Here is a 21,250-nt window from a genome sequence, read left to right on the forward strand (position 1 = left end):
ATGAAACATGCCATTCTGATTATCGCTTACCATCAAGCGGATTTCATCAAACGCTGCATAGATAATTTTGATGACGATTTCCTGGTCTTTATCCATTGGGATAAAAGGGCGGAACTTACGGAGGCCGACCAAGCCATGCTGGCCGGGCATCCCTGCGTGAAATTCTTGGGGAAAGACTATCCGGTGAACTGGGGAAGCTACGGCTTGGTACGGGTAACGCTATTGCTCTGCCGGGAGGCGATGAAACACGGGGATGTGGAGTATTTCCACCTTATCAGTGATGCGGACATGCTGACGCGCAATGCAGCCTGCTTCAAACATTTTTTCCAAATACACAAAGGGGAAAACTTCATGGAATACGGCAAGTACAATTCCGAAAGCGGAACTTTCGACGAGGAGTGTTTCCAGAAAATGACGCTGTTCCACCGCACGGAGAAATATAACCTGAGAGACCAAGAGGAACATAAACGTTATGCTGCAGAATTGGAAGAGCAACGGAAAAGCAACAAACGCCGCCCCTTACCCGGCATTCCGCTTTACGGAGGACCGGCGTGGTGGAACCTGACCCGGGAATGCGTGGCATATCTGTTGGAGAAAGAAGACTATATCGAACAACTTTATACCGACACGCTCCTGCCCGACGAGATGTTTACCCAGACGTTGCTGATGAATTCCCCGTTCGCTTCCACAGTGGTCAACAAACATCTGCGTTACATCTGTTGGGAGCATCGGAACGGCAACCGTCCTGCCGTGTTGGATGAAAGTGACTTTGCACGGGTTCTGCGGGGGGATTTCTTCTTTGCCCGTAAAGTGGACCCGGAAGGGGTATCAAAACCGTTTGTTCGTCTGGTAGACGAAATCTGCCTGCATGCCCCGTTCATAGCCGACGGGACGAAAGAGACGTGGGAAAGCCTGTTGGATACAATCCATTCCTTCCTGTATGCCAAACGGGACATATATAAGGTACGGGGATACCGGTACGGCACCATCGGCGTATGGATATTCTTGTACTTATATGGGAAACTGAGGCATTCGCCTTTCGACCTTCCGGCTTGTCTGGAACAGACTGCCGAGGTGTGGGAGGAGGACTTGGACACGGAAACGCCTTCTGAGGAGTGGGGATTCCTGGGCATGGCCGTCTGCATGGAATACTTGTACCAATTCATGGACTGTTCCCTGTTGGACGTGGCATTGGACGAAGTGAACGACTACGCCTATAATTACCTGTGCAACATGGGGACGGAGGAAATAGACGAGGAATGGAGGGCTTCTTTCCAAGCTTATTTCCATTACCGGGAAAAGAACGGAAGGCTCACGGAAACCGACCGCAAGGTATGGAATATCTTAAACAAGGAAAAAACGGCCTGTACTGCTGCCGCATGGACTTTCTCTTGTCCGGAAGAGGTGGCAGAAAGAATGAACCGTACCAGTTCGTTGGGGCTTTTCGGCTATGCCGGATTGGGACTGGCGTTATTGGCCAAAATCACAGGAAAAGAACAGGCTGACTGGTGGCCTTTGCTTGACCTCATCCAAAAACAATGAAACGATGAAATTCACCCGGCAGTTCGACCAAATGGATTGCGGCCCGGCTTGTGTCCGCATGCTGGCTGACGCCCACGGGCGCCAGTACCCCATATCCTATCTGCGTTCCTTGGCGCATTTGAGCCGGGAAGGGGTGAGCGTGGCCGGTATACGTGATGCCTTGGAACATATCGGGATGAGGTCTGCGTCTTTTGAGATGACGTTGGAACAACTGCGGGCCGATTGCCCTTTACCGGCCATCTTGCATTGGGAACAGAACCATTTCGTGGTGTTGTACGATGTGCGGCAAAGCAAATGGAACGGCGCATGGAAGTATGCCGTGGCCAACCCTGCATATGGGAAATATACTTTCTCGGAAAAGGAATTTTCCAAATATTGGTTGAACGGAGACAAGGGAATCGCCGTGGTGGCAGAACCGACCCCGGCATTTTACGAAAAGAAATCTGTCAAGGAGAAGCACAGTTTCCTGCAATTTATCAAGAAGTATGTATGGCCGTTCAGGAAAGAAATGGTGCAGTTGTCTTTCGGCATGCTGAGTGGCATCCTGCTTTCATTGGTAGCCCCTTTCCTTACGCAGGCCATGGTGGACAGCGGTATCGCCATGCGCGACATGGATGTCATCCGCAACCTCTTGTTTGCCCAGATAGCCCTGTTTATCGGTTCTTTCTCCATGGGGATGATCAGCAGCTGGGTGACCCTGTACATGGGGACGCGCATCAACATCAACGTGCTCCACGACTATCTATGCAAGTTGCTGCAACTTCCCATGACTTTCTTTGAAACCAAGAGCGTGGGAGATTACCAACAGCGGATAGGCGACCACGGAAGAATACAGGGATTTACCACGCAAGCCACCATGCAAACCCTTTTTTCACTGGTGTCATGTGCCGTATTGTTGGTCATTATCGGCTACTACAATATCATCATTCTTGCGGCCTACCTTCTCATTACGGGATTGAGCACGGCTTGGATGAGCTATTTTTTCAGGCTCCGCAAATCGCTTGATTATGAGCAGTTCCGCGTGGGAGTGAGGAACCAGAACAAGCTTTTTGAAATGATGAACGGCATTGTGGACATCAAAGTCAACACTTACGAGCAATACAAGATAGGGGAATGGAACGGGATGCAGGAGGAACTATACCGTATGAGCCGTAAAAGTCTGCGGTTGGGACAAATACAAAACACGGGGTATACGGTCATTGGCCAAATACGGAATATTTTCATCACGTTCTGGATTGCGGCCGAAGTGGTGCAGGGCAACCTTACGCTCGGTATGATGATGAGCATTTCCAGTATCATAGGACAGGTAAACGGCCCGCTGTCGCAGCTTATCGGGTTCCTGCAACAATACCAAGATGCCAAAATCAGTTTGGAACGTTCCGAAGAGGTCTATTTGTGCCAGAATGAAGACCGGGAGGACATGAAGGAACTCACGCCGGACCGGCCTCCGTTGGACATCCGTCTGGAAAACGTCACGTTCCGGTATACCGGCAGCATCGGAAAGGCCGCTTTGGAAAATATCAGTTTTACCATCCCTTCCGGAAAGATGACGGCCATCGTGGGAGAAAGTGGGAGCGGAAAGACCACGCTCATGAAACTGCTTTTGAAATTTTATACACCTACGGAAGGGCATATACGGCTCGGAACAGATGATTTGGCGGATTACAAGGCTGAATCTGTCAGAAAGGCTTCGGGCATCGTCATGCAGGAGAACTTCATCTTTTCAGATACGATACAGAACAATATCACGATGGGGGAAGCATTCGACAGGAAACGGATGGACGAGGCTATTCGTACGGCTTGCTTGGACGAATACATCGGAGGACTTCCTTTGGGCTTGCAGACTCATATAGGAGCCGAAGGCATAGGAGTAAGCGGGGGAGAGAAACAACGTATCATGATAGCGAGGGCTATTTACAAGAATCCGCTTTACCTGATGATGGATGAAGCTACCAGTTCGCTGGATGCGGAGAATGAACACCGCATTACGGAAAACATAGGCCGTATATGCCGGGGGCGTACATTGTTGGTCATCGCACACCGCCTATCGACCGTGAAGAATGCCGACCATATCATCGTGCTGCGCCATGGTTGCGTGGTGGAATCCGGCACACACAAGGAACTCGTGAGTAAGAAAGGGTATTATTGGGAATTAGTCAAAAACCAACTGGAACTGGCCGAATCATGAAAGAGAGGAACACCATACATGCTTTTTTACTGCACTACGGCATTTCTACCGTATTGTTGTGTATGTTAGTGGCCATTGTCGTGATGTTGAACACGGTGGACATCAACCAGAAAGTAACAGCCGACCTCCTGAAGGAAAAAGGGGAATATAAGGCTTACGTGGTCAAAAACACTTATCTTTCCTTGGACAAGGGAGGCTCCCTGACCATAGATGCCATGGAGGGGGAGAAGCTGACGTTTACCATACAGTCTGTCATGGAAGAACCGGATTATTATGTGGTCTGCATGACACCTGATGTCCGGACTGCCGTGGAAAAGGCTTTTAGAGGTAATTCCAAACTGTCCGGCTATGTCTATACCCATAAGGTGAAACTGTGGCATCTGGTATTTTCCAAAATCTCTTTAAACAAAAATACGTTATGGTGAATGGTTTTTCGGTTATCATGCCTACTTACAACCAGGCTTATTTTATCCGCAGGGCGGTCATGAGCCTGATAAGGCAATCCTACCCGCAGTGGGAACTGATTATCGTGAATGATGGTTCAACAGACGCTACGGACAGAATCATCAGCGGCCTGCCACAGGATGAAAGAATCAAATACCTGCATTATCCGGATAATCGGGGGATGGGATATGCCCTGAACAAAGGGTTGGACATAGCACGGTACGGACATATTGCTTATCTTCCGTCGGATGATTTCTTTTATGCCGACCACCTGAAAGACTTGAAAGAGGCTTTCGAGTCCGACGAACGGGTTGTCCTGGCTTATTCAGGGGTGAATTTCGATGACACGGATGCCTATGCCCCAAGGGACAATACAGATTCGCTGACCATGATGCCTGGCCATTCTTTGCAGTTAGTGCAGGCCGCCCACCGTAAGACTGCCGACCGGTGGACGGAACGGCAAGAACTGGTGACTGCGGATCTTTTTATCATGTTCTGGCATAAACTGGCCGGACAGGGTATCTTCATGCCAACCCTGAGAATCACCGCGAAATGGACGAACCATCCTTGGCAAAGGCATAAGATTTGCGAGGAAGATTTCGGAGGCAACCTGTATAAGTACAAGGACTATTACCAAGTGAAGGAACCGGTAAGAATCCGTATGAGCCGTTACCGGCTATTGGACGAAAAGGAAACGTATAAACCGGTGGCACGTTCCATTCCCGGCAAACCGTTGATGAAGATACTCATCATCGGGGCGTTGAATTACAACCCGGAACGTTTTTGTGCTTGGGAAGAAGCCGGATGCCAACTGTATGGCTATTGGTATCCTGTGCCTTCAATGGCTCATGAAAGCATAGGCCCGTTCCCTTTCGGGCATATTGAAACCATACCCCATGGAGCAGATTGGACGGAAAGGGTCAGAGACATTTGCCCGGACTTGATTTACCTGTGTTTCTGCTGTTCTTCCTTGGAGTTTGTGTATGACAGCATGATGGAGTTGCGGAAAGCAGGCGTACACGTGCCTTTCGTATGGCATCTGAAAGAAGGACCGCAGCTTTGCATGCGTTTCGGGACTTGGCCGAAACTGATGGAACTGTATGAACTTTCAGCCGGAAACATTATCACAAACCGGCGGACAAAAGAGTGGTATGATTTGTTTCTGCCGACAGGCAAACCTTATCTGATTTTGGATCAGGAAATGCCCAAAAAAGAATATTTTGAGAGACCGTTTTCGCCTAAAATCTCGGCTTCAGACGGGGAAATCCATACGGTGGTTATCGGACGGATGATCGGGATTTCCGTGGAAGACATGCGGAGATTGGCCGCACACCGCATCCATGTGCATTTGTACTCGGCCAGTTATTACAGGCAGAAGAACACGGGCAATAACTTGTATGGCAGGGTTGCACAAGGATATTTCCATGTGCATGCCTATTGCCCCAATGAAAAATGGGTGGAAGAATTTTCCCGTTATGATGCGGGTTGGCTACATGCCGGCCACAGCCGGAACAGGGGAGATTTGTTCCGTGCCATGTGGGATGATCTGAATATCCCCGCAAGGGTGGGCACATTGGCCGCAGCCGGTCTTCCCCTGATTTTGCGGCGGAATACAGAACATATCGTAGCTTCAAAAGAACTGTCGGAACAATATGGAATAGGCATTTTGTATGATTCCATCACCGAACTGGCAACACAACTGCACGACAAGGATTTCATGGATATTCTAACAAGAAACATGCAGGAGCATCGGATGGAATTTACAATGGATGCACATACGCCCGAACTTATCCGCTTCTTTCAATCCCTCATATAATATGATAATGGAAATACGTGAAAAGATGTTATGGCAGATAGCCAACACCGTAATGGTGAACCACCAGTTTATAGACACACCGGAATTTTGTGCCGAACAGGCAGAGGCTTCCCTTTTACTGTTCAAAGTTTCCCAACGATTAGATATAGACATTTACCGTGATTTTGCATTACGGTGTTTTGAGAGATGTGTATCCCAACTTCCTAAAATATCTCAAAAAGTGACCGCTGCCGGATGGGCCATCTGCCGGATTTTAAATGAAGGATGGACATTTGGGGACATGGATGCGATACTTCATGACGTGGACAAGAGAATAGTTCCTGTACTCAACCGGGATTTTGATTTCGGTGACGAAACGAAAGGAAACTTCATCCTCCCCCACTTTTACCTTCTGGAACGTCATAAGAAAGACAAGAATTATTGGACGACCCAAAGCGACATGATCCAAAACCTCAAGGCTTCCATCAACCGCCACACGGAAAAGGGTGGTGTTTTCTCCATCCTCTGCCAAGAATCCATCGACCGTTTCCTTCTCCATGCAGGTGTAAAAACAGTTTTTGCCGATAGTTATCCTGATACCTTGTATGCCCTTTCACCGGAAGAACTCACGGCGCAAGCATGGAGGTCTTTGCTTTACGGACAACGCATCGCTTGGACATTCAGCGAAAAAGAACTGGCCGACTATATCGACCGGAGGATTGCCGATTTCGATGCCACGGAAGACTTGAACTTGCAAGGTATATTAAGTATAGGACTAATCATATAATTTCCATGGAAAAAGAATATGACCTTATCATAGTGGGCAGCGGCTTATACGGCTGCGTCACGGCTTATCTGGCACATCAGGCCGGATGGCGTTGCTTAGTCATCGAAAAACGGGCTTTCACCGGTGGAAATATCCGCGATGAAATACGGGAGGGTATCAATGTACATTCATACGGGCCTCACGTCTTCCATACACGCCATCAGGAAGTGTGGGACTTTGCCAGCCGATTTACCCCGTTCAACCATTTCCGTTATTGCCCTCTGGCACGATATGGCGGCAAAATGTACAACTTGCCGTTCAACATGCACACTTTCTACCAATTGTACGGGACCCAGACTCCGGAAGAAGCCGCATTGCGGTTACGGCAAGAGCAAGGGCTTTACCCCCATCCCCGGAACCTGGAGGAAAAAGCCGTCTCCATGGTAGGCCGCACGATGTATGAAACCCTGATTAAAGGATATACCGAGAAACAATGGGGACGGAAAGCCACGGAACTCCCTCCATTCATCATCGAACGCCTGCCCCTGCGTTTCACTTTCGACAACAATTATTTCAACGACCCTTATCAAGGAGTTCCCATGGCAGGCTACTCACCTTGGGTGGACAAAATGCTGGAGGGTACGGAAGTACGGTTGAATACCGATTTTCTCGCCGACAAGGACTATTGGATGAAGAAAGCCGGACATGTCTTATATACCGGAGCGATTGATGCGTTTTTCGACTACCGCTTGGGGGCACTGGAATACAGAAGCCTGACTTTCGAGCATGTTTTATTCGAACAACCCAACGTACAAGGCATCGCAGTCATCAACGAAACGGACAGCCGGATACCCTATACCCGAAGCATCGAACACAAGCATTTCGCCTTCGGCACACAACCGGTCTCCATCGTCACCCACGAGTTTCCACAAACATGGGACAAAGACCGGGAACCTTTCTACCCCGTCAATGATGAAAAGAACAACACGCTGTACCGGCAATACCACGCATTGGCGCAACGGGAATGCCCCCACATTACATTCGGAGGACGGTTGGGACTGTACCGTTACTTCAATATGGACGAAACCATCAAAAACGCTTTGGAACAATGGGAGGTCTTAAAAACGAAATTGCTTCCGGCTTGAATCCAAACCGGAAGCAATTTCGTTTTTTGTCCTTTTTTAAATCTTATTCTTCGTAAGGCTCGAAATCATCCTTGCCCACACCGCAAACCGGACAAACCCAGTCTTCGGGAATATTCTCAAAAGCCGTTCCCGGCTCAATACCTGATTCTGGGTCTCCTACCTCGGGATCGTAAACCCACTGGCAAACTGTACAAATATACTTTTTCATCGTTCAAATTGGTTTAAATTCATTTTTATATCAATAACTTGTGCAAGTATACTACTTTTTAGGTAGAAAACAGCAGAAAAGCCCTCTTGCTTTTGTTTTTTTAACACATATACTTAAGCTGTAACTTTGCACTTTTCCCTATTCTTTCCTGTGCGTGAACGTTCCGCTTTCACCCATGGCACCGCCCCAAGGAGGAGTGACCTTATTCTTCCAATGACAAAGATGGTAAGCGTCTTGGTCTATTACCCCTTCTTCCGTATAGATCTCAGCCGAACAATGCCACCCGAAAGCGGAAGACTGCTTGGCATGCATTTGGACGGACTTCAAAATCCCGTCTTCGCCAAAGGAAGAGCGGCAATACATGCGATATGAATAAAGTTCCATCCCCAACAAGTTCCTCAACGTGCAGGACTTCTCGAATACTTTTTCTCTTTCCGATTCCGCGCTGTCCCTGTCGCATTGCTCCATACTTTCCATGTCTGCAATAAGGCAACCTATATTCTCAAACACAATACGGCCCTCCTTTTCCGCTACAGCCCACGAACGGTAGGTGTTACCCTCCTTGCACCATTCCAACTCAATGACTTCCATTCCCGTATGCATCTCCTTTTCACAATCGTTGCGAATGGCATCAATCATAACGGTCTGCCCCATCACACCTGACAAGCACCTCATCAGCCCCACGCTCACCACATCGTAGGCATAACGGGTGTTGTCATAATAGCACACCGTGTTGGCCACGTCCGAAAACAGGCGCGACTTCACCTCCTCCAATTCTCTTTCCAAATCAATCTTCCCCCGGTAAGTGTACCCTTTCAGATAAAGGCCGACTCCGTTTCCATCACGGCTTTTCACAGCCTCTTCCCCATGATGTTTCAGGGCATACTCCAACTGTTCTTTCCACGTTCCCAGTCGTCCGCTTGTGGACACTTGTGCTGCCATCGGCATATTCCACATCAAGAATACCACCCAGCTTACCCCACATAAAATACTCTTCATTTATTTAGAATTTATATCCAACAATACATCAAACAACTGCCTTCTGCAACCAGTCCTCGCCAACAGCCCAAAAACCTCCGGAGCAGGATACATACACACAGAATAAGAGCAGCCCCATCATGATGATACAATATCCTATCCTCGCCCACCGCAACTTGGTTCTAAACATCGGCACACCGACAGAAAAGCAAACAACTGCCCAACAGTTCCTTCCAGCCAAAAAATAAAGCCCTAAAGCCAACGCACTTATCCCCCATATCCAAGAAAAGGCTTCTACTATATCGTTTTTATATTTATGTCTCATCAGAATTACCAACTATTTATTCCACTTTTATGGGTTTCCGAAGTATGGCTTCAACCATACGGCACACGTAAGAAGCATGCCCCAAAATAACGTTTTGCCTGTTCATTGTATGCTCTCAGTTTTACTTTATGAAAAACTACCGGACGAAATAAACGGATTTCCAAAAATCACGGTCAAGCATCAACGATATTTGAAGCAAAAGGAAGAAGGCCCATATAATCCATCCCAACCAATCCACCCAAATGTTCCTCCCCTTCAACCCTGCAAACAGCCAAACGAAAGACATGCCTATCTTGAAAAAAGCATTGGTATTTCTTTCACATAAATGGTCGACACCCACAATCAAATCGACAACAAACATAGCAAAACAAAAGAGCTGCGAATATATGCTTTGGTCACTTTTCTTCCATTTCATATTCATTCTATTTGTTTATGTAAAATAAGGTTTTAAAAAAGTATTCTCCAAACAAAAAGCGTATACAAATTCAGACACGTTCAATTTGTATACGCTTTTTACAGTCCTTAACACAATGGCGTATTTACAACTTCATTATTATGCTACGTAAATCACTCCCCAACCCTTCCAGTTTTTTCTTCAACCTCCATCGGCGTAGCCGGAATGATGCCGGTTTCACATGCAGCAACCGGGCTATCTCCGTATTCCTGAGGCGCATCCGCATAAGTAGCACGATAAGCATGTCATCCTTGGTCAATTTGGGATAAACCAGATGCACACGCTCTATAAACCTCAGATATTCCTTTGCCAACAAATGCTCGCCCATCATAATAATACCCTTTCCTTTAAATAGAGCTTTAACTATCCCCCGAAAAGACAACATCATTTTCTCTTTCAAATTACGTTCTTGTTCCATAGCTATCCGTATTTAAGATTTTCTTCATGTAGCCGTCTTACCACCACACTTGCCGTCCTTCTTCGTATGTGAAGATTCGTTCATCCTTTCCGGATTGTTGCCCCAAGAGCCATCCGTTCCTATTATAGCCCCTCGGATTTCCTCATGGCTCCCCATTTTATAAAAAGCGCCCCCTGCAATTAAAGCCTCTTCCACGGCTGTGTTCCCGTAACGGCAAGCACAACACGCACATAAAACCATAAAGTAAACTATACCTTTCATACGCTTGACTATTTTATAAATATATACGTATGAAGGTGTAAAACTACTTATTAAGAAATTACAACATTAGAACTCTTTAACAAAGAGCCGTGAAAAGGCATTCTTCCCTACCCCAGAGTTTTTCCAAAAACATGTTTCATCTTTCAGGATGAATCATAAAGCACTGGAACAAAGAAAATTAATACACTGAAAGATGATTCGGACATCTTTCAGCCTACTGTCATGCAGAAAGATGAAAATCAATCTGCGCCAAACGAAAAATCATTCGGCTGAGATTGATTTTTCGTTTGGCGCAGAAAAAAAGTGCCTCGTATGCCGAACGATTTCCGGTTCTATACAAGGCACGACTGAAACAGGGCTGAAAGATGGTGAAATCATCCTTCAGTTCATAACTTGCTATATACAAGAGACTTACAGAACAACCTGAAAGATGAAACATGTTTTCCCAAAATTCCTGGAGGAGGGAAAGACGCGCTTCCTCCTTTTGCCCTTTCATAATTTTTCCAAACAAACCATAAGCTCTTCCACCCCTTCGGAAGCTCCTTTCATCAAATGATGCACACGTCCCCCGCCATGGATACCTGCCACGGGCTTGGGATCTATCACATAAATGGGAGCATGGGACGGGACGTAATTCAGCAGCCCTGCCGCCGGGTAAACATTCAGGGAAGTGCCGATAACGACAAAAACATCCGCCGTAGAAGTGATGTCGATGGCAGCCTCTATCATCGGGACAGGCTCGCCGAACCAAACGATGAAAGGCCGCAACTGGCTGCCGTCTGCCGCACGGTCGCCTATTTTCACTTCCCATTCCTCAGGGCGAAGTTCACGGATGTACTTAGGGTTGTCCGGTTCCAAACTCGATGTGACTTTCGTCAGTTCGCCATGCAAATGAACCACTTTCGTGCTGCCGGCACGTTCGTGCAAGTTGTCCACATTCTGCGTGATGACCGTCACATCGTAATCTTGCTCCATGGCTGCCAACAACACATGTCCCCGGCATGGTTCCACCTCTTGCAACTGACGGCGGCGTTCATTATAAAAACGTGTGACCAACTCCGGATTGCGGGCATATCCTTCAGGAGTGGCCACATCCTCCACCGGATAGCGGTCCCACAGCCCGCCTGAATCCCGGAACGTACTCAAACCGCTTTCGGCCGACATGCCTGCCCCCGTCAAAACAACAACTTTTTTCATCTATTTTAGTTTTTTACCTACAAAAATAGGAAAAAATACAAGCAAATCATCCTAAAGGTCAAATAATTCAATTAACTTTGCGCCCTTAGTAAGGACATTATTATTAAAAACACCACAAAATGAACAAAGTAAGCTACGCATTAGGCTTGGGTATCGGACAACAACTCAAAAGCATGGGAGCACAAGACCTTTGCATCGACGATTTCGCACAAGCCATCAAGGACGTACTCGAAAACAAAGAACTGGCAGTATCTCACCACGAGGCACAAAGCATCGTGACCCAATATTTTCAGGAAAAAGAAGCAGCCATGAACAAGGAAAAGGAAGCCAAAGGCAAACAGGCGAAAGCGGACGGCGAGAAATTCCTTAAAGAAAACGCGCAGAAAGAGGGCGTGGTCACGACTGCCTCCGGACTGCAATACATGGTGTTGCAAGAAGGCGACGGCAAAAGCCCGAAAGCGACAGACAAGGTGCGTTGCCATTATGAAGGGATGCTCATCGACGGGACGCTCTTCGACAGCAGCCTGCAACGCGGCGAACCGGCCGACTTCCCGCTCAACGGGGTAATCGCCGGATGGACCGAAGGGCTCCAACTGATGAAAGAAGGTGCAAAATACCGTTTCTTTATCCCTTACTTGTTAGGCTACGGTGCAGGCGGCGCAGGAAATTCCATCCCGCCTTACAGCACATTGATTTTCGATGTGGAACTCATCAAAGTACTTTAAAAATTATTTAATTCATAGTAACAAAAATGAAAAAAACAGGTATTATCGCGGCTGCCGGCTTGGCAGCACTCATTTCTTCTTGTTCTTCTTCGGCTCCGAAGGCAGACATGAAAACGGATGTGGACTCTTTGAGTTATTCTATCGGTATGGCACAGACCCAAGGTCTGAAACCTTATTTGGTAAACCGTCTCGGAGTGGACACCACTTATTTGGCTGAATTCGTAAAAGGTCTGAACGAAGGTGCCAACGCTGGCGACGACAAGAAAAAAACAGCTTACTATGCCGGTATCCAAATCGGCCAACAAGTGAGCCAGCAAATGATCAAGGGCATCAACTACGAAGTGTTCGGCAACGACTCTACCCAAACCATCAGCTTGCAGAATTTCTTGGCAGGCTTCATTGCCGGCGTGATGGAAAAAGGCGGCCAAATGACCCTCGAACAAGCACAGGAACTGGCTCAGACCAAAATGAAGGAAGTGAAAGCCAAGAGCCTTGAAAAGACTTACGGCGACAATAAAAAGGCCGGAGAAGAGTTCATGGCGAACATCGCCAAGAAAGCCGGTATCAAGAAACTGGCCAACGGTGTATATTACGAAGTCATCAAAGAAGGTAACGGTGAAATTCCGGCAGACACCAGCCGCGTGGAAGTAAACTACGAAGGCAAGCTTATCAATGACACGGTGTTCGACAGCTCATACGAACGCAAGAGCCCGGCCACATTCCGTTGCAACCAAGTGATTCCGGGGTGGACTGAAGCCTTGACCCACATGCCCGTCGGTTCGACATGGATGGTATATATCCCGCAGGATCAGGCATACGCTGAAAGAGAAGCCGGCCAAATCAAGCCGTTCTCTGCCTTGAAATTCAAAATCGAATTGCTGAGCATCAAAAAATAAAACCGGAAAATGAACGGATTGAAATATGCGGTCCTTTCCTTGGCTGTCCTCGCCTGCTTCGACGGCAGCGCAAAGAGAAAAAACAAGAAAGCCAAGAAAGCGGAAACAGTCCGGGTGGACACATGTTCCGTAGACACGTTCAGTTACGCCATGGGCATGGCTAACACGCAGGGGCTGAAAAACTACGTCACCAACCGTATGAACGTGGACACCGCCTATATGGCAAACTTCATCGAAGGTTTCAACGCTTCGCTCTCGGAAGCCGAACGCAAAAAGTTGCAGGCATACAGTGCCGGATTGCAGATTCGCCAACAGGTAGAGGAACAAGTCATCCCGGGCATAGACAGACAGATAGCAGGGAACGACTCCGTGAAGACCCTCAACCGGGACCTCTTTTTGGACGGGTTCGGCAAGATGCTAGCAGGTCTGCCAACGGACATGAGTTTGCAAAAAGCAGAGGAAGTGGCCCAGAAGCAAATGAAGTATTACCATGACGCGAACATGGAACGCAAGTATGGCGACAACCGCCGTGCCGGTGAAGCTTTCCTGAAAGCCAACGCCAAAAAGGACAGCGTACGGACTTTGCCTTCGGGAGTGCAATATAAGGTATTGACCCAAGGCAACGGTGAGGTTCCTACCGCCACCTCCAAAGTAAAAGTGAACTACGAAGGACGTTTGGTAGACGGTACGGTTTTTGACAGTTCATACGAACGTAAACAACCGGCCACTTTTGGTTGCAACCAAGTCATCAAAGGTTGGACGGAAGCACTTACCCAAATGCCGGTAGGTTCCAAATGGGAAATCTACATTCCACAGGAACTGGGTTACGGCTCACGCGAAGCCGGCAAAATTCCACCCTTCTCCGCATTGATTTTTACGGTTGAGCTGTTGGAAATTGAAAAATAAGTGAACTATTCTCTATAAAAAGACGCCAAAAACATGTTTTGGCGTCTTTTTTTGTTAAAGCTGCATGCAGTTTGCAGAAAAACGGCTATATTTGCTTACAAAATGTCCAATCAATATAAAAAACAACCTATGGAGAAGATAGACAATTTAGATAAGAAAATTCTGGAAATCATTACGGGAAATGCACGTATTCCATTTAAAGATGTGGCTGCGGAATGCGGCGTATCACGTGCGGCCATCCACCAAAGGGTACAGCGCCTCATCGACCTCGGTGTCATAGTTGGTTCGGGCTACCACGTAGACCCCAAGACATTGGGTTACAGCACCTGTACCTACGTGGGTGTCATTCTCGAACGCGGTTCGATGTACAAACGCGTGGTAGAGGAACTGAACCACATTCCGGAAGTCGTGGAATGCCATTTCACCACCGGACCTTACACGATGCTCATCAAGCTGTATGCTTGCGACAATGCCCATCTGATGGAACTGTTGAACAACAAGCTGCAAGAAATTCCGGGAGTAATCTCCACCGAAACCTTAATTTCACTGGAACAGAGCATCAATAAAGAAATTCCTATCGTTTTAAATAAAAAATAACCCTCATGAGTTCCGGTTACTTCGACTGGGAAACCGCTTACGGCCAATACCACAACTGCTTCCCGGGATATAAAAAACAACCTGTAATCGGTATTACAGGCAATTTCGGAGAAAAGGGGTGCGAACTGGCCGAAGGCTATTTTGAATCCATACTGAAAGCGGGAGCCACTCCGGTCATCATCCCTCCTTTTGAGGACCGGGATGCGTTGGCCAATGTGTTGGAGCATGTAGACGGCCTTTTGCTTTCGGGCGGAGGCGACCTGAACCCGCTGTTTACTGGCGAAGAACCGATTCCGCAACTGCACAGCGTCAATTACAAACGTGATTTGGCCGAACTGCTGCTTATCCGCCTGGCTTACGACCGACAGATTCCTATACTGGGCATCTGCCGGGGCATACAGATGCTCACCGTGGCATTGGGCGGTTCTGTCTACCAGGACATCTACAGACAACAACCGGACCGGCAACTGCTCGGACACGACCAACAACTGGACCGAAGGTATGCGTCGCATACCATACAGCCGACAGCCGACAGTCTGGTTTTACGCCGCTTGCTCGGCGAGGCACCGGTCGCGGTCAATTCTTTCCACCATCAGGCCGTCAAAGAGGCAGGCCCCCTCCTGCGGGTGTGCGCCACTTCACCGGACGGTCTTATCGAAGCAGTGGAGTCGGCGGAATACAAATCGGTATTGGGCGTGCAATGGCATCCCGAATGTTTCATCCTGCGGCAAGACGAGAGCATGATGCCCTTGTTCCGGTGGCTATGTGAAGAAGCCGGTTCTTTCCGCGAAGCCAAAGCCCTTCACCGGAAAATACTGACGTTGGACAGTCATTGCGACACCCCCATGTTTTTCCACAAAAGCATCCATTTCGACCAACGGGACCCGAACGTCCTTGTCGACCTCCACAAAATGACAGAAGGCCGGTTGGATGCCACAATCATGGTGGCCTATCTGGCGCAAGGCGAACGGACGGACGAGGCATTACAGGCCGCCACAGCAAAAGCCGACCTCATACTGACACAAATAGAAAAAATGGCGGCGGCTCATTGTACGTCTGTGGACATCGCTTACACCCCATCCGATTTGCTACGTTTGAAAAATGCCGGCAAGAAAGCCATCATGTTGGGCATCGAAAACGGATACGCCATCGGGAAAGACCTCTCCCGCCTGCGCCACTTCCGTGACCGGGGTGTCGTGTACATGACTTTATGCCATAACGGCGACAACGATATTTGCGACTCGGCACGGGGAAAAGGAGAGCACGGCGGACTCAGCGCATTCGGCCGTGAGGCTGTGCAGGAAATGAACCGCTTGGGATTGATGGTGGATCTCTCCCACGGAGCAGAAAGCAGCTTTTACGATGCGTTAGAACTTAGTACCACTCCCATCGTCTGCTCCCATTCGTCTTGCCGTGCCTTGTGCAACGTACCGCGCAACTTGACCGACGAACAGATGAAGGCACTCGCCCGAAAAGACGGAGTGGCCCAGGTCACTCTCTATAAAGGCTTCTTGCGCGAAGACGGTGAAGCTTCCATCCTCGATGCCATAGAACACTTGAACCACATGGTAAACATCATGGGCGTAGAGCATGTAGGCATCGGAACGGACTTCGACGGTGACGGAGGAATACCGGGATGCGCATCGGCAGCGGAAGCCATCAACTTCACCCGCCGCCTGTTAGCCGAACGATACAATGACACGGACATAGCCGGCATCTGGGGAGGAAATTTCCTAAGGGTCATGCAACTCGTGCAAGACAGCAGGACTTGCTGACCGGAAAACAGAATAAGCAAAACAGATTCATGAAAAGAACTATTTTAAACTTGCAATGGAGCACAGTCCTCGGTGTTTTTCTATCCGTCTGTACGGCTTGCGGGCATAAAACCGGAAACGGGACAGGCACAACCGACAGCATTCCTATGGCTGCCGCACCGGAATTCAATGCAGACAGTGCTTTCGCCTATACGGCTGCACAATGCGCGTTCGGGCCTCGCGTACCGAACACGGAAGCCCACCGTCTTTGCGGCACGTACATTGCCGAGAAATTCAAAAGTTTCGGCGCGACCGTCACCGACCAATATGCAGACGTGAAGGCATACGACGGTACGGTCCTGAAAGCCCGTAACATCATCGCATCTTATAACCCCGACACAAAGGCACGCATACTGGTTTGCGGGCATTGGGACAGCCGTCCGTGGGCCGACAACGACCCGGACTCTGCCAACTGGCACAAACCGGTGTTGGCTGCCAACGATGCAGCCAGCGATGTGGCCGTCATGTTGGAAATGGCGCGGCTCATCCAACTTCATCCCGTTGAAATAGGAATAGACTTTATCTGTTTCGATGCGGAAGATTACGGCGTGCCGCAATGGTCCGACCAAGCCGGAGACGCTTCGTCATGGTGCCTCGGCTCGCAATATTGGGCGGCCAACCCGCATGTATACGGTTATCAGGCACGCTTCGGCATCTTGATGGACATGGTCGGCGGGCAAGGCAGTACTTTCTCCAAAGAAGGATATTCCCAAAGATACGCCTCACAAGTCGTCGATTTGGTTTGGAACACGGCTGCCCAATTAGGATACGGGCAATTCTTCCCTATGCGTGACGGGGGGTATATCACCGACGACCACGTACCGGTCAACGAGATAGCCGGTATCCCGTGCATCGATATTATCCCTTACTTTACCGATGCCCCGTCCGGGTTCGGCCCTACGTGGCACACGGTAAACGACAATATGGAGCACATAGACCGACAGGTACTGAAAGCTGTGGGACAGACGGTAATCCAAGTGATTTATAACGAAAACCAATAAAATGGAAACGATTAACGAAGTACAAGACGAAATCATCGAAGAGTTCAGCGGCTTCGATGACTGGATGGACAAATACCAGTTGCTCATCGACATGGGCAGCGGACAGGAACCGCTCCCCGAAGAGTACAAGACTGAACAGAACCTGATAGACGGTTGCCAAAGCCGGGTGTGGCTGCAAGCCGACTACCGGGAAGGACGGGTCGTGTTCCGCGCCGAAAGCGACGCGCTGATTGTAAAAGGTATTGTGGACTTGTTGGTGCGGGTGTTGAGCGGACATACCCCGCAAGAGATTCTCGATGCCGACCTTTACTTCATCGACCGTATCGGACTGAAAGAGCATCTTTCGCCCACCCGAAGCAACGGTCTGGTAGCCATGCTTAAACAAATGAAAATGTACGCTTTGGCTTTCAAGGCCAAAGAGGAAACGGTATAAACACGCCCTCTTAGACGAGTAACTTAAACTCAGGTGCAGGAAAAATCCCGCACCTGAGTAAGCCGCAATAGGGTACAACACCTTCTTCCATCATCATGCCAAACCCATGGCACAAAGCCCCTACCGGGTCGACTAACAAAGGAATAACAAAAGTATTTTAGGGGGTACGTAAATGGTGAAAAACAGGCATATTGCAAAAATAATATACTTCAGCATACTTCCATTTGAGAAAAATCACTACCTTTACAGCATGTTTGGGAATCAATTCTTTCACATTTACTGATGAAACTTATGAAAAAGACAATTGTAGCTTTCGTATCATTGGTGTGGCTTTTTATCGTTACCTTCGGAAGCCATGCACAAACTACCGTAAAACTGCCCGCCAAGGCGTATCCCGTGAAAGTACCTCACAAGACCGATGCCGGAGTGGACCGCTATTGGCACGTCACGCAAATCCTCTGTCTCGGTCCGTCATCAGGCGGCTACAAATTCCGCATCTACGGCAAGGCGGCCCAGTCATCTTCTTCCCATACCATCAATATGATGTACCTGCTTCCCAACAACCGGGTACAGATAGCCGGGGCTTACATCTTCCCGGCCATCACGGAAGGCAAATCGTTCAAGTTCGACATCGTGTCGGCTTTCAAAGGCTATGCACCATCCTCGTTCAACGGTTTCTTTATCCATGACGAGGCATTGGCACGGATTTTGGAAAACGAAAGGCGCGAAGCCGCCCAAAAAGCCGAAACGGTATCTCCTCCACCCGCATTACCAGAAATCCAGAACATCGTGGAGGACGCCATTGCGGATACGGAAATCCCCAGTACGGAACAGCAGCCCTCGGAGACAGAGAAAGACGAGAACATCTATAACATAGTGGAACAAATGCCGGAGTTTCCGGGAGGGTTGTCTGCTTGCATGTCCTACCTCGCCCGTAATGTGAAGTATCCCACAATAGCTATGGAAAACGGAATACAAGGCCGGGTGCTCGTGCAATTCTGCGTGGAGAAAGACGGGAGCATCAGCAACACCGTAGTGACCAAAAGCGTGGATTCCTCTCTCGACAAAGAAGCCCTCAGGGTGGTATCCTCCATGCCCAAGTGGACACCCGGCAAGCAGAAAGGCAAACCGGTTAGGGTGAAATACACCCTCCCCGTCCACTTCCGATTGAAATAACTTTCCTTTTTATACCTTATTAATACCTTATCCGTATGTACAACAACGAAATTTGGACCAAACATACCCGCCTCATCCTGACGGGAGTTATCATTGTAGCCATAGCCGGTTGGGTGGCCGGTATCTTACAAACGGCTTCCATTGCCATAGACACTGCCAACGATTTGCTGAAAGCGGTTGGCGAAGAAGAATTGCCTTTAAAACCGTTCACTCTCAGCGCACAAACCCTGACTATCATAGGCTACATCTTGTACCTCGTCGGACTGAATGGCTTTAAGGCGATACAAAAGAATTACGAGGCATCTGCCATGGTGGGACGCATCTCCACTGCTTGCGGTTTTGAAATCACAGCCACCCTATTGCTCTTCCCGGCCTCTTTCCTACCTGTCATTTTCGGTTGGTTATTTCGGTTCGGCGCTTTCGTATGCACGATAATCTCGCTAATCCTTCTCAAATCGGCTTTTGAAGAACTCCGTGAAGAAGCGACGTGGAGCAAACCGGCTCTCAAAGGTGCCGAGCAGCTACGCAAATCCGCCGTATACAACATCAACTTGATTTGGATGCCGTTCGTAGCTGCCGCCGTCATAGTGGTCAGCATTCTTCTCTTTACGAAAGGTATAGATTTCAACAACCTTATGTACACGGGCTTCGATGAAATCTCCCGTCAAATCAAGGGTACCGTTTTTGCCATAGGGCTTGAGGTACTGGTCTTCGGCCTCATTATGCTTTATTGGTCTGTCATGCAGTTCGTGCTGCGTATCCTCGGATGGGTCAACATCCATGCGGGGCGCCTCGTAGAGGAAACCAATGCACAAGATGAGAACTCAACTGTAACCGCTCCCATTACCCTCGAAGCCCAAACAGACACCTCCCTGTACACACCCCATACGAACACTCCGGATACCGAAAACAGCGTTCCCCAATCCCGCCCTTCGCAAAGGAACAAGATCCTCCTTTACGGTGGTATCGCTTTGGCCATCCTCGTTACAGCAATTTGCATGGCTTTCTGTGGTTCTTCCGCTAAGGAAAAATTCTCGGGTACATGGCGATTCGACAACGAATCCGAAGCCGCCGAACTCATCCTCGACCTCAAAGGCGATTCCACAAAAGGCACATTCTATTTCGGTAGCAAAGAAGAGATGGGGTTCTTCTCTATCAGTTTCGACGTGGCTTCTGTCCAGGTGGAGGGCAATACGGCCAGGCTCGAACTGACATGGTGGGACGAATTGGAAAACAAAGATATCATCGTGCCGACCACGCTTTTCCTCCGGACGGACAGCGCAAAAATAGACATCACCGTAGGTAACGAAGATACGCCTGAATTGGAATGTGGAGGATACGGTTATATCTTCCCCGTGACATTCACACTCGACCGTATCTCGAACCGGACAACACCTGAAAACGGAGATGAATCCGGTAATAAACCCGAAACCGCTAACGAGCCCACAGCCGAAATGGTCGAAGCTGACGCTCCTACTGAAAAGACGACGGATGTCACAGAAGAAGACTACTCGCAACCTTTCCGCGGCACTTGGAGTTGGACAGATGAAATGATCCACAACGACTACTATGATGATGACATACCAGCCGCCATCGTTACTCTCAAGCTTGATTTCTACAACGCCAACTCCGTAAAAGGAGACGGCGGAACGGCCGACGGATGGATGAACCTTGCCACCACTTCACCACAGCGAGTATCCGAAAACAAGATAACTCTCAACGAAGTCATCGGCAACAAGGCATTCATCACTGTGTTAGACGGCTATAGCGAAATGGCTGAGTACCAAGCTACAATCACTTTCAATCCCGGAAACAAGACTTTGGAGTTCGAATTGGGCGACCTTATCGGTGAACTGGACGAAAACCAAGCGTTTATAGCGGGACAAAGCCCCACAGGAAACTACAGCCGCGTGATACTGAAACGGAAATCCGAATAACCGTAACGCCACTGTTCTTCCTTTTATTAGTGGTATTGGAAACA

At 48.7% G+C, this 21,250-nt stretch carries 22 protein-coding genes; 15 read left to right on the top strand and 7 right to left on the bottom strand.

The genetic code is table 11. From position 1 onward, the window contains the following. The 6 genes from E0E47_RS11285 to glf are packed head-to-tail and all read left to right on the top strand — an operon-like array spanning window position 1 to window position 7,880. Window positions 1–1,542 carry a beta-1,6-N-acetylglucosaminyltransferase gene (locus tag E0E47_RS11285; RefSeq protein WP_130893726.1) on the top strand — a complete coding sequence of 514 codons (1,542 nt, stop codon included), beginning with the start codon at window positions 1–3 and terminating at the stop codon, window positions 1,540–1,542. A 4-nt stretch (window positions 1,543–1,546) separates the two neighbouring features. After that, a complete protein-coding gene (locus tag E0E47_RS11290; protein ID WP_172604694.1) occupies window positions 1,547–3,730 on the top strand; it encodes a peptidase domain-containing ABC transporter in 2,184 nt (727 codons plus the stop codon). After that, window positions 3,727–4,155: a hypothetical protein gene (locus E0E47_RS11295; protein ID WP_130893728.1), complete on the top strand. Its 429-nt coding sequence runs from the start codon at window positions 3,727–3,729 to the stop codon at window positions 4,153–4,155. The genes E0E47_RS11290 and E0E47_RS11295 overlap by 4 nt, the downstream gene beginning before the upstream one ends. Further along, entirely contained in the window at window positions 4,149–5,990 is a 1,842-nt protein-coding gene (locus E0E47_RS11300; RefSeq protein ID WP_130893729.1) for a glycosyltransferase family 2 protein, read from the top strand. Before E0E47_RS11295 ends, E0E47_RS11300 begins: the two co-directional genes overlap by 7 nt. A 1-nt stretch (window position 5,991) precedes the next feature. Beyond that, window positions 5,992–6,756 carry a hypothetical protein gene (locus tag E0E47_RS11305; RefSeq protein WP_130893730.1) on the top strand — a complete coding sequence of 255 codons (765 nt, stop codon included), beginning with the start codon at window positions 5,992–5,994 and terminating at the stop codon, window positions 6,754–6,756. Window positions 6,757–6,761: 5 nt separating this feature from the next. Next, window positions 6,762–7,880 carry a UDP-galactopyranose mutase gene (gene glf, locus E0E47_RS11310; protein WP_008627815.1) on the top strand — a complete coding sequence of 373 codons (1,119 nt, stop codon included), beginning with the start codon at window positions 6,762–6,764 and terminating at the stop codon, window positions 7,878–7,880. 43 nt (window positions 7,881–7,923) lie between these two features. On the opposite strand, the gene rd is transcribed toward glf, so the two are convergent. From rd to E0E47_RS11350, 7 genes are all read right to left on the bottom strand, one after another. Next, on the bottom strand, window positions 7,924–8,088 hold the full coding sequence (gene rd / locus E0E47_RS11315; RefSeq protein ID WP_008627816.1) for a rubredoxin: 165 nt from the start codon (window positions 8,086–8,088) through the stop codon (window positions 7,924–7,926). A gap of 138 nt (window positions 8,089–8,226) precedes the next feature. Further along, window positions 8,227–9,087, bottom strand: coding sequence for a hypothetical protein (locus tag E0E47_RS11320; protein WP_130893731.1), 861 nt, complete (start codon window positions 9,085–9,087; stop codon window positions 8,227–8,229). Between the two features lie 440 nt (window positions 9,088–9,527). Next, entirely contained in the window at window positions 9,528–9,806 is a 279-nt protein-coding gene (locus E0E47_RS11330; protein WP_130893732.1) for a hypothetical protein, read from the bottom strand. Window positions 9,807–9,930: 124 nt separating this feature from the next. Then, window positions 9,931–10,263: a hypothetical protein gene (locus E0E47_RS11335; RefSeq protein ID WP_130893733.1), complete on the bottom strand. Its 333-nt coding sequence runs from the start codon at window positions 10,261–10,263 to the stop codon at window positions 9,931–9,933. 24 nt (window positions 10,264–10,287) lie between these two features. Beyond that, on the bottom strand, window positions 10,288–10,524 hold the full coding sequence (locus tag E0E47_RS11340; protein ID WP_130893734.1) for a hypothetical protein: 237 nt from the start codon (window positions 10,522–10,524) through the stop codon (window positions 10,288–10,290). 220 nt (window positions 10,525–10,744) lie between these two features. Continuing rightward, entirely contained in the window at window positions 10,745–11,020 is a 276-nt protein-coding gene (locus E0E47_RS11345) for a hypothetical protein (protein WP_008627820.1), read from the bottom strand. After that, complete coding sequence (locus E0E47_RS11350; RefSeq protein WP_130893735.1) at window positions 11,017–11,721, bottom strand: SIR2 family NAD-dependent protein deacylase; 705 nt, start codon at window positions 11,719–11,721, stop codon at window positions 11,017–11,019. Before E0E47_RS11350 ends, E0E47_RS11345 begins: the two co-directional genes overlap by 4 nt. A 119-nt stretch (window positions 11,722–11,840) precedes the next feature. Here E0E47_RS11350 and E0E47_RS11355 point away from each other — a divergent pair, with 119 nt between their 5' ends. The 9 genes from E0E47_RS11355 (at window position 11,841) to E0E47_RS11395 (ending at window position 21,206) form a co-directional block, all read left to right on the top strand. Then, window positions 11,841–12,446, top strand: coding sequence for a BamJ family beta-barrel-assembly machinery protein (locus E0E47_RS11355; protein WP_130893736.1), 606 nt, complete (start codon window positions 11,841–11,843; stop codon window positions 12,444–12,446). Between the two features lie 26 nt (window positions 12,447–12,472). Continuing rightward, window positions 12,473–13,342 (top strand): BamJ family beta-barrel-assembly machinery protein, encoded by an 870-nt coding sequence (locus E0E47_RS11360; protein ID WP_040602888.1) that lies wholly within the window; start codon window positions 12,473–12,475, stop codon window positions 13,340–13,342. 9 nt (window positions 13,343–13,351) lie between these two features. Further along, entirely contained in the window at window positions 13,352–14,248 is an 897-nt protein-coding gene (locus tag E0E47_RS11365) for a BamJ family beta-barrel-assembly machinery protein (RefSeq protein WP_130893737.1), read from the top strand. Between the two features lie 129 nt (window positions 14,249–14,377). Next, window positions 14,378–14,845 (top strand): Lrp/AsnC family transcriptional regulator, encoded by a 468-nt coding sequence (locus tag E0E47_RS11370; protein ID WP_021979496.1) that lies wholly within the window; start codon window positions 14,378–14,380, stop codon window positions 14,843–14,845. Between the two features lie 5 nt (window positions 14,846–14,850). Continuing rightward, complete coding sequence (locus E0E47_RS11375) at window positions 14,851–16,620, top strand: gamma-glutamyl-gamma-aminobutyrate hydrolase family protein (protein WP_130893738.1); 1,770 nt, start codon at window positions 14,851–14,853, stop codon at window positions 16,618–16,620. Between the two features lie 29 nt (window positions 16,621–16,649). Next, window positions 16,650–17,660, top strand: coding sequence for a M28 family peptidase (locus tag E0E47_RS11380; protein ID WP_415957839.1), 1,011 nt, complete (start codon window positions 16,650–16,652; stop codon window positions 17,658–17,660). Window position 17,661: 1 nt separating this feature from the next. Continuing rightward, window positions 17,662–18,093, top strand: coding sequence for a SufE family protein (locus tag E0E47_RS11385; RefSeq protein WP_130893739.1), 432 nt, complete (start codon window positions 17,662–17,664; stop codon window positions 18,091–18,093). Between the two features lie 291 nt (window positions 18,094–18,384). Beyond that, window positions 18,385–19,269, top strand: coding sequence for an energy transducer TonB (locus E0E47_RS11390; RefSeq protein WP_232038417.1), 885 nt, complete (start codon window positions 18,385–18,387; stop codon window positions 19,267–19,269). Window positions 19,270–19,304: 35 nt separating this feature from the next. After that, a complete protein-coding gene (locus E0E47_RS11395; protein WP_130893741.1) occupies window positions 19,305–21,206 on the top strand; it encodes a hypothetical protein in 1,902 nt (633 codons plus the stop codon). Window positions 21,207–21,250: the final 44 nt, after the last annotated feature.

The organism is Paraprevotella xylaniphila YIT 11841, assembly GCF_900683745.1.
Lineage (GTDB): Bacteria > Bacteroidota > Bacteroidia > Bacteroidales > Bacteroidaceae > Paraprevotella > Paraprevotella xylaniphila.